The 9266-nt window shown below is 70.6% G+C and carries 7 protein-coding genes; 3 read left to right on the top strand and 4 right to left on the bottom strand.

The annotated features are described in order from the left end of the window. Positions 1 to 390: 390 nt before the first annotated feature. A complete protein-coding gene (locus AOK08_RS29565) occupies positions 391 to 939 on the bottom strand; it encodes a MarR family winged helix-turn-helix transcriptional regulator (protein ID WP_055531734.1) in 549 nt (182 codons plus the stop codon). Positions 940 to 1088: 149 nt separating this feature from the next. On the opposite strand from AOK08_RS29565, the gene AOK08_RS29570 reads away from it, so the two are divergent. Continuing rightward, a complete protein-coding gene (locus tag AOK08_RS29570) occupies positions 1089 to 2363 on the top strand; it encodes an MFS transporter (RefSeq protein WP_055531736.1) in 1275 nt (424 codons plus the stop codon). Here AOK08_RS29570 and AOK08_RS29575 read toward each other — a convergent pair. The 3 genes from AOK08_RS29575 to AOK08_RS29585 form a co-directional block, all read right to left on the bottom strand. Further along, complete coding sequence (locus AOK08_RS29575; protein ID WP_055531738.1) at positions 2353 to 3207, bottom strand: class I SAM-dependent methyltransferase; 855 nt, start codon at positions 3205 to 3207, stop codon at positions 2353 to 2355. The genes AOK08_RS29570 and AOK08_RS29575 overlap by 11 nt on opposite strands. A gap of 33 nt (positions 3208 to 3240) precedes the next feature. After that, positions 3241 to 4947 (bottom strand): SpoIIE family protein phosphatase, encoded by a 1707-nt coding sequence (locus AOK08_RS29580; protein WP_055531740.1) that lies wholly within the window; start codon positions 4945 to 4947, stop codon positions 3241 to 3243. Between the two features lie 196 nt (positions 4948 to 5143). Next, on the bottom strand, positions 5144 to 6520 hold the full coding sequence (locus AOK08_RS29585) for an NAD(P)/FAD-dependent oxidoreductase (RefSeq protein ID WP_055531741.1): 1377 nt from the start codon (positions 6518 to 6520) through the stop codon (positions 5144 to 5146). 377 nt (positions 6521 to 6897) lie between these two features. Here AOK08_RS29585 and AOK08_RS29590 point away from each other — a divergent pair, with 377 nt between their 5' ends. Together AOK08_RS29590 and AOK08_RS29595 are read left to right on the top strand one after the other, a co-directional pair. Further along, positions 6898 to 7800 (top strand): TetR/AcrR family transcriptional regulator, encoded by a 903-nt coding sequence (locus AOK08_RS29590; RefSeq protein WP_055531742.1) that lies wholly within the window; start codon positions 6898 to 6900, stop codon positions 7798 to 7800. Between the two features lie 326 nt (positions 7801 to 8126). Beyond that, a partial coding sequence (locus AOK08_RS29595) for a sigma-70 family RNA polymerase sigma factor (protein WP_157876857.1) occupies positions 8127 to 9266 on the top strand: 1140 nt, incomplete at its 3' end.

The raw sequence follows: 9266 nt of genomic DNA on the forward strand, positions 1-9266 counted from the left end.
TCCGATTTCCTCGGTGCTTTCCAGGTTTCCGCTTTCGCGTTTCCCTTTCCGGCGAGTCCGACTCTATCAGATCCTTTCGGGCCTGATTCCCAGTCAGTTGGGCTTGTCTTCCCGGCTGTTGGGCCGTTCCGACGTTTCAAACCTTAGCGGATCCTCTCGGCGATTCCCAATCGGGCCGCTGAGCTCCATCGAGCCCCATTCGAATTGAATTCGGGCACACCGAAATCAACCCGGCTGGGAGATCATGCTGATGGTTTGGGTTGCCGCTGCTGCGGCGGAGGTGCTTCCGCAGAACCGTTACGGCCCCGTGGCAACCCGGAGAACTTTACGGATCGGGCAGGGGGCTGTCAAGCGCCCCCCTCTCACCCCCGACCACCCCTGTCAAGATCTTTAGTCGAGGTCGCTGAGTCGTCCGCCGGCGTCCGGCTGGGCGTGCTCCACGCGGCGCAGGAGGCGGGTCAGGACATCGCCGAGGCGTGCACGCTCGTCCTGGGAGAGGTCCTGGAGGAGGTCCTCCTCGAAGACCGTGGCCAGACGCATCGCCTCAAGCCACTTCTCGCGGCCCTCGTACGTCAGCTCCACGATCACCCGGACCCGGTTGGACTCGTCGCGCTCCCTGGTGACCAGCCCTTCCGTCACCATGCGGTCGATCCGGTGGGTCATCGCGGCCGGCGTCAGGCCCAGCCGCTTCGCCAGCTCGCCCGGGCCCATGCGGTACGGAGCACCGGAGAGCACCAGCGCCTTGAGGACCTCCCACTCGGCGTTGCTGATGCCGAGGGTCGCGGTCTGGCGGCCGTACGCGACGTTCATACGGCGGTTCAGGCGGCCCAGGGCCGCGACGATCTTCTCGACCTGGGGGTCCAGGTCCCTGAACTCGCGCTGGTAGGCGGCGATCTGCTCATCGAGCGTCGGTTCGCCGACGGCGGGGGTGTCACCCATGTGCGCAGTATCCCATCGCGGGCGCTTGGCGTCGAAGTCCTTCGAGATGTACTGTTCATGTCTTAACTTTAGCTTCGAAGTCTTCACTCCTAACCCTTTCGCTAGGCGTACGACTTCACGATCAAGGCAGGTGAAAGGTGACCAGGGCGATGGGCGCGGAGATGCGTCGGATCCACGTGGGCAACGCACTCAGCGCGTTCGGGCTCGGCTTCACCGTCCCCTACCTGTACGTCTATGTGGCGCAGGTGCGGGGACTGGGAGCCATGACGGCGGGGCTGGTGCTCGCTGTCTTCGCCGTTTCGGCGCTGATCGTGCTGCCGTTCGCCGGGCGGGCCATCGTCCGGCGCGGCCCGCTGCCGGTGCTGCTCGTCGCCCTGGTCACCGCCGCCGTCGGCTCGATGGGCCTCGGGCTCGCGGCCGACGCGACCGCCGTACTCCTCGCCGCCGTGGCGCTGGGGGCCGGGCAGGCCGTGATGCAGCCGGCGCTCGCCACGATGATCGTGGACTTCTCGTCGGCGGAGACGCGGTCGCGGGCCTTCGCCACTCAGTTCTTTCTGCAGAACCTCGGGCTCGGCGTCGGCGGGCTCATCGGCGGGCATCTCGTGGACACGACCCGGGTCGGTTCGTTCACCCTGCTGTTCGCCATCGAGTCGGCGATGTTCCTGCTGCTCGCCGTGATCATGGCGAGCGTTCGGATGCCTCGTTCGGTACGGATCGACGGGGCGCCGGCTCAGGCCAAGGGCAGTTGGAGGGAGCTGCTCGGGAACCGGGCGATGGTGCAGTTGTGCGTGCTCGGGTTTGTTCTTTTCTTCGCCTGTTACGGGCAGTTCGAGTCGGGGCTGAGTGCGTACGGGGTCGAGGCCGCCGGGATCTCGACGTCCGCGCTCGGTTCGGCGCTGGCCGCGAACACCGCGGTGATCGTGGTCGCGCAGTTCGCGGTGCTCCGGTTCGTCGAGCGGCAGAAGCGGTCCCGGGTGATCGCGGCCGTGGGGATCCTCTGGGCCGTGGCGTGGGGTGTGGCCGGATACGCGGGGCTCGGGCACGGCAGCCAGGCCATGGCGACCGCCGCGTTCGTGTCGACGTACGCGCTGTTCGGGCTCGGCGAGGCGATGCTGTCGCCGACCGTCGCGCCGCTGGTGGCCGATCTGGCGCCGGAGGGGATGGCGGGGCAGTACAACTCGGCGTTCGCCCTGGTGAAGCAGCTCGCGCTGGCTGTCGGTCCGGCGGTGGGCGGGCCGCTCGGGGCTTCGCTGCACGGGCCGTACATCGTGATGTTCCTGCTGTTCTCGCTGGGGATCAGCGTCCTCGCCGTACGGCTGGGACGGCAACTGACCCCCGTACAGAATCAGCCGTCTCTGGCGCGGCGGAGCCGGGTGGTCGTGCGGGGCGGGGCTCCGGTGGAGTCCGCCGTCGCTAGCGCGTAGTGGGGCGATTGGTGGCTGTGGCCAGGGTCGTGGTGAAGGGGAGGGTCGCCGAGCCGTCGGGGGCCGTGTAGGGGGCCAGGGCTTCGCGGATTGTCCGCGCTGCCTCGGTGAAGCCCGCCGGGCCGCCCGCCTGTTCCAGCGACTGGCCCCAGGGGACGGCCCTGAGGTGGCCGGTGATGAAGTCCGTGAGGTCCGGGAAAGCGATCGCGAAGGTGATCTCGCGGGTCGTGATGTCGTGGAAGCCGGCGGTCGTCAGGGCGGTGGTGAGGCGGTCGGCGGGGCAGGAGAGGGAGGTGGCGAAACGTGCCATCGCCTCCGGGATGCCTTGTTCGGTGAGGGTCTTGAGGTGGGCTGCCATGTACGGGTTGCGGTCCGCGGGTGGGGTCCAGGCCGTGGCTGTGAACCGGCCGCCCGGACGGGTGACTCTGGCCGCTTCGGTGAGTGCGGCCTCCAGGTCGGGGAAGAACTGGACGCCCTGCTGGCAGACGACCGCGTCGAACGAGTCGTCCGGGTACGGGAGCTTGTCGGCCGGGGCCTGGGTGAACTCGATGTCCGGGTACATCCGGGGCGCGTGGCGGGCCGCGGTGGTGAGCATGGCCTCCAGGAGGTCGGCGGCGGCCACGTGGCCCGTGGGGCCGACCTGGGCGGCTGCGGCGCGGGCCACGAAGCCGGTGCCGCAGGCCAGATCGAGGACCTGGGCGCCCGGGAAGAGGTCGGTGGCCTCGACGGCCGCGGTGACGAAGGGGGCCATTATGGGCGCGCTGTAGCGCTCGTAGTGTTCCGTGGCGTCGTGTGTGGCGTTGTCTTGGAGGGGGAACCCTGTGGGATCTGCCGAATCTGCCATGCAGGAGCTACTAGCAGGCGGCAGCGGGTTCGACTAGGGGATGTGCGCGACCTTGCCCCCGGGCAGTACGAACTCGCACCACACCGCTTTTCCGCCTCCCGGTGTCCGGCGGGCTCCCCAACTGGTGGCGACCGTCGCGACGATGGCGATGCCCCGGCCCGATTCGTCGCCGGGTTCCGCCGTGCGGCGCAGGGGGAGGTGGTCGTCGCCGTCCGTCACCTCGACGATCAGGCGGCGGTCGGTACGGCGCAGGCGCAGCCGCATCGGGGGTGTGCCGTGCTGGAGGGAGTTCGCGACGAGTTCGCTGGCCGCCAGGACACCCACGTCGTGCAGTTCGACGGGGAAGCGCCAGCTCGTCAGGACGCCGGAGGCGAACGCACGCGCGCGCGGGGCCGCTTCCACACCGCCCAGGAGATCCAGGGCCGCGTTGCGGAACAGGTCGCTGTCGGGGCCGGTGCGGGCCGGGTGCTGGAGGACCAGGACGGCCACGTCGTCGTCGTGGTCGGCGGTGACGCCCGCCGAGCGGACCAGGCGGTCGCAGACGACCTGGGGGCTGCCCGTGGCGCCCGACAGGGCGCGTTCCAGGGCGGCGATGCCCTCGTCGAGGTCCTCGTTGCGGCGCTCCACCAGACCGTCGGTGTAGAGGACGGCCGTGGAGCCCGGGGTGAGCGGGATCGAGCCCGAGGCGTGCATCCAGCCGCCCGTGCCGAGCGGCGGGCCCGTCGGCTCGTCGGCCCGTTGGACGACGCCGCTCTCGTCCCGGACCAGGATCGGGAGGTGGCCCGCCGAGGCGTACACCAGCTTGCCCTCGTTCGGGTCGTGGACGGCGTACACACAGGTGGCGATCTGGTTGGCGTCGATCTCCGTGGCGAGGCCGTCGAGGAGCTGGAGGATCTCGTGCGGGGGCAGGTCCAGCCGGGCGTACGCGCGGACCGCCGTACGGAGCTGGCCCATGACCGCCGCCGCGCGCACGCCCCGGCCCATCACGTCGCCGATGACGAGGGCCGTGCGGCCGCCGCCGAGGGTGATGACGTCGTACCAGTCGCCGCCCACCGCCGCTTCCGTGCCGCCGGGGTGGTAGGTGGCGGCGACGCGGAGGTCGTCCGGCTCCTCCAGTTCCTGGGGGAGGAGGGAGCGCTGGAGGGTCACCGCGGTCTCGCGCTGGCTGCGTTCGCTGGCGCGCAGGCGTTCGGCGGCCTCGGCGTGGTCGGTGACGTCGGCGGCGAAGATGAGGACGCCGCCACTTCCTTCGGGAGTGGCCGTGACCTCGGTCGGGGTGCAGGTGATCGTGTACGAGCGTCCGCTGTGCGCCTTGCGGGACTTGACCGTGCGGGGCCTGGAGCTGCGCAGGACCTGGTCGAGGAGGGGCAGCAGGCCGAGCTCGTCCAGTTCGGGGGCCGCGTCCCGCGCGGGGGCGCCTTCAGCGCGTACGCCGAAGGCCGCCGTGTAGGCGTCGTTGGTGTACGCGATGCGGTGGTCGGGGCCGTGGACGATCGCGACCAGGGCCGGGATCCGGTCGAGGATCTCGCGCGTGGGCAGGTCGTCGACGGCGGGGAGGCAGGGTGTCCCGTCGGTGAGCTGCTCGGCGCGGGCGGCGGGCACGGAGCCCGATCCCGAGCCGGAGCTCGTGCCCTCGCCGAGTCGGTCCGGCAGCCGGTCCGGAGTGATCGTGTGATCGGCCCGCGCCGCCGCACGGCGCTGCGTTCCGGGAAGTCGGGCGCTCCAGCGCGTGAAGTTCACGAATCCTTGCCTCGTGTTCGTCGGCACAGGCCGGCAGCGGGTCGGCCGGAGGTACGGGGGGCGGTCCCCGGGAGATACAGCACGTACGGAATGCCTCGTGGGTAGAGAAGAGGGGCGTGGAGTCAGTCTGGCAGGGTGGCCGACCGGGCCGGCATCCTTCAGACGCCGGCCGCGTCGGTGGAGTTCCTGGATCGGGTCAGGACGACCCCTTCGGGTCCTGATTGGGGTGCCGCGACGGCTTTCCACCGGCCGCGAGTTCGAACTCCGCGCGGGGATGTTCGAGTGAACCGAGAGAAACGATCTCCCGTTTGAAGAGTCCCGACAAGACCCATTCCGCGAGTACCCGGGCCTTCCGGTTGAAGGTGGGCACCCGGCTCAGGTGGTAGACGCGGTGCATGAACCAGGCGGGGTAGCCCTTCAGTTTGCGCCCGTAGACGTGTGCGACGCCCTTGTGGAGTCCCAGGGAGGCTACTGAACCGACGTATTTGTGGGAGTACGTTTCGAGCGGTTCGCCGCGCAGGGAGTGGGCGATGTTGTCGCCGAGGACCTTGGCCTGGCGGACCGCGTGCTGGGCGTTGGGGGCCGTTTCCGCGCCGGGTGCCGCCGTGACGTCGGGCACGGCGGCGGCGTCACCCGCGGCCCACGCGTGCGTGGTGCCCTCGATGCTCAGTTCGGCGGTGCACTTGAGGCGCCCGCGCTCGTTCAGCGGGAGGTCGGTGGCCGCGAGCAGGGGGTGGGGTTTGACGCCGGCGGTCCACACGACCGTACGGGTGGGGAAGCGGGCGCCGTCGCTGAGGACGGCGACGCGGTCCGCGCAGGAGTCGAGGCGGGTCTCCAGCCGTACGTCGATGTTGCGTCGGCGCAGCTGTGTGACCGTGTACTTGCCCATCTCCTCGCCGACCTCGGGCAGGATGCGGCCCGAGGCCTCGACGAGGATCCACTTCATGTCCTCGGCCTTGACGTTGTGGTAGTAGCGGGAGGCGTAGCGGGCCATGTCCTCCAGCTCGGCGAGGGCCTCGACGCCCGCGTAGCCGCCGCCCACGAAGACGAAGGTCAGGGCCGCGTCGCGGATCGCGGGGTCGCGGGTGGAGGAGGCGATGTCCATCTGTTCGATGACGTGGTTGCGCAGGCCGATGGCCTCTTCGACCGTCTTGAAGCCGATCGCGTGTTCGGCGAGGCCGGGGATCGGCAGGGTGCGCGAGACGGAGCCGGGGGCGAGGACGAGTTCGTCGTACGTCAGTTGCTGGGCCCCCGTCCCCTCTTCCTCGGTGGCGAGGGTGCGGAGGGTCGCCGTGCGCTTGGCGTGGTCGATCGCGATGGCCTCGCCGACGACGATCCGGCACCGGTCGAGGACCCGGCGCAGCGGTACGACGACGTGGCGGGGCGAGATGGAGCCCGCGGCGGCCTCCGGGAGGAACGGTTGATAGGTCATGTACGGGTCCGGAGTGACGACGGTGATCTCGGCCCGGCCCCGCTTCAGCTCCTCCTGGAGCTTCCGCTGGAGACGCAGGGCCGTGTACATCCCGACGTAGCCGCCGCCGACAACGAGAATGCGCGCACGTTCCTTCACCATCCCATGACGCACCCGGCGCTCGCGTTTGTCCACAGGCCCGGCAATTTGTGTGACCTTCGGCCACCAGGTCGCAACGTTGCCCGAATCGTCGGCCTGCGGGGCACAAGCGCAGGTCAGCGGGTGTGAGCGGGGTGGTGGTGGGGGGCGCAAGCGGGACGTAACCGGCGCGTACTCCGATCGGGCGGCACCCTGTGCGGAACGTGCCCCTTCTGAATTGACCCTCGCTCAACTATGTTCGTAGGTCGACGGGGTGTAGGGGGATGCGCTCTTTCGGGTCCGCCGCGACGGGTGGGCCCGTTGTTCAGTGCTGTTCCGCACGCTCCGGCTGCCAATGGCGGGGAGTCTCCGGGGGGAGACTTCATTACCGGGGGAACATTATGCACATTCAGGATTCTCGTTGGACATCCGCGTCCACCATCGCACCAGGTGGACCAGGCGGACCGATCGGCGCGGCGGCGGGCAACGGACGCGGTGACTCATCGCGTTCGGCGCCGCTGCGGGTGGACGCACAGCGCAATCTGGAGCACGTACTGCGCGCGGCACGTGAGGTCTTCGGCGAGCTGGGGTACGGCGCGCCGATGGAGGACGTGGCGCGGCGCGCGCGGGTGGGTGTCGGCACGGTGTACCGGCGCTTCCCGAGCAAGGACGTCCTGGTCCGGCGGATAGCCGAGGAGGAGACCGCCCGGCTGACCGACCAGGCGCGGGCCGCTCTCGGGCAGGAGGACGAGCCGTGGTCCGCGCTGTCGCGCTTCCTGCGGACGTCGGTGGCCTCGGGCGCCGGGCGGCTGCTGCCGCCGCAGATACTGCGGGTGGGCGTGGCGGACGAGGACGGTTCCGGTGGTCTTGTCGGTTCTGGTGGTCCTGTCGGTTCTGGTGGTCCTCTCGGTTCTGGTGGTCCTCTCGGTTCTGTCGGCTCCGGTGGTTCCGGTGGCCTTGGGCTCGAAGAGCCGCGGGTGCCTCAGCAGCGGAACCAGCAGACCGGTTCCGGGTCCGGGTCCGGGTCCGGTATCGGTCCCGGGGAGCTGCGGCTGGTGTCCGGCGATGCCTCGGCGGGCGCGCGCGCGGACGACGCGGGCGCGGTGGCGCTGCTCGAAGTCGTGGGCCGGCTCGTGGACCGGGCGCGTGAGGCGGGCGCGCTGCGGCCGGACGTGTCGGTGTCGGACGTACTGCTGGTGATCGCGACGGCGGCGCCCTCGCTGCCGGACGCCGCGCAGCAGGCGGCGGCCTCGTCGCGGCTGCTGGACATCCTGTTGGAGGGGTTGCGGTCGCGGACGCTGTGATCGGGATCGGGATCGGGATCGGGATCGGGATCGGGGTTGGGATTGGGATTGGGGCTGGGATTGAGATTGAGATTGGGGTTGGGGTTGGGGTTGGTCGAACGAAGCCGGGCAAGTCGGGTGGAGCGGCCAACTCCCCTGCGGGGAAAGCTGGTTGAGCATTCCCCGTTCGGGTGAACGTTAGTACCTCGGTGCGGTAGGTCCCCACGGACGAGTGGTTGGTTCGTCTCCAAGTGCCCTGAACAAAAGCCAATATGGCACTCTGACCCGGTGCCGGTGTTCGGGACTCGATGTGCAGGCGGCTGTGCAGGCGGCGGGGGCTTTCCGCGATGAGCGTTGACGGACGGGACGAGTCACTCGGTGACGGTGACTTGGAGGCCGGCGGCGGGCCGTCCTCGCCACAGGTCTCGCCACACCCACAGGTCTCGCCACAGGTGCCGAACCAGGGTGGTCCCGGAGGCGTCCAGTACGTCCAGTACCTGGGCGGCTCGGTGGGCCGGTCGGACGACTCGGGGTACCCGGAGTACCTCGACGATCCGATGGAGGGCAGCGTGCCGCCGCAGCGCGGGGGCAGTGTGCTGCCGCCCCGCGCGGACAGTGTGCTGCCGCCGCCCATCGAGCTGCCGCCGTCCGACACCGACCTGATCGGGCGGATGCGCTCGGGCGACGACACGGCGTACGAGGAGCTGTACCGGCGCCACGCCGGCGCCGTACGCAGGTACGCGCGCACCTGCTGCCGCGACGGCCACACCGCCGACGACCTCACCGCCGAGGTCTTCGCCCGCATGCTCCAGGCGGTGCGCGGCGGCTCCGGGCCCGAGTACGCCGTACGCGCCTATCTGCTCACGTCCGTCCGCCGGGTGGCCGCGAACTGGACGACGTCGGCGCGGCGTGAGCAACTGGTCGACGACTTCGCGGTGTTCGCGGCGCAGGCCGCGCACGGCTCGGAGGGGCTCGGCGCGGTGTCCGCCGACAACGACACCCTCGACCTGGGCGCCGATGTGCGCGCGATGCACGAGGCCGAGCGGTCCATGGCCATGCGGGCGTTCCGGTCGCTGCCCGAGCGGTGGCAGGCGGTGCTGTGGCACACCGAGGTCGAGGACGAGTCGCCCAGCGAGGTCGCCACCCTGTTCGGGCTCGACGCCAACGGCACGCGCGTGCTCGCCAGCCGGGCCCGCGAAGGGCTCAAGCAGGCCTACCTCCAGGCCCACGTCAGCGCCACCCTCACCACCGACGAGGAGTGCTCCCGCTACGCCGACCGGCTCGGCGCCTACGCCCGGGGCGGGCTGCGCACCCGCGCCGAACGGGGACTGCGCAAGCACCTGGAGGAGTGCGCCAGGTGCCGGCTGGCCGCGGGCCAGATCAAGGAGGTCGCGAGCGGTATCCCCGCCGTCGTGCCGATCGCGGTCCTCGGCTGGTTCGGCGCCGCCGGGTACGCCAAGGTGGCCGCGCTGGTCGCCGGGGGCGCC

This window comes from Streptomyces graminilatus (assembly GCF_001418565.1).
GTDB lineage: Bacteria > Actinomycetota > Actinomycetes > Streptomycetales > Streptomycetaceae > Streptomyces > Streptomyces graminilatus.

What these genes read in the sequence shown, in the direction of transcription:
- AOK08_RS29565 (WP_055531734.1), bottom strand. Translation starts at nt 939, where the DNA reads ATGGGTGACACCCCCGCCGTCGGCGAACCGACGCTCGATGAGCAGATC.
- AOK08_RS29570 (WP_055531736.1), top strand. Translation starts at nt 1,089, where the DNA reads ATGGGCGCGGAGATGCGTCGGATCCACGTGGGCAACGCACTCAGCGCG.
- AOK08_RS29585 (WP_055531741.1), bottom strand. Translation starts at nt 6,520, where the DNA reads ATGGTGAAGGAACGTGCGCGCATTCTCGTTGTCGGCGGCGGCTACGTC.
- AOK08_RS29575 (WP_055531738.1), bottom strand. Translation starts at nt 3,207, where the DNA reads ATGGCAGATTCGGCAGATCCCACAGGGTTCCCCCTCCAAGACAACGCC.
- AOK08_RS29590 (WP_055531742.1), top strand. Translation starts at nt 6,898, where the DNA reads ATGCACATTCAGGATTCTCGTTGGACATCCGCGTCCACCATCGCACCA.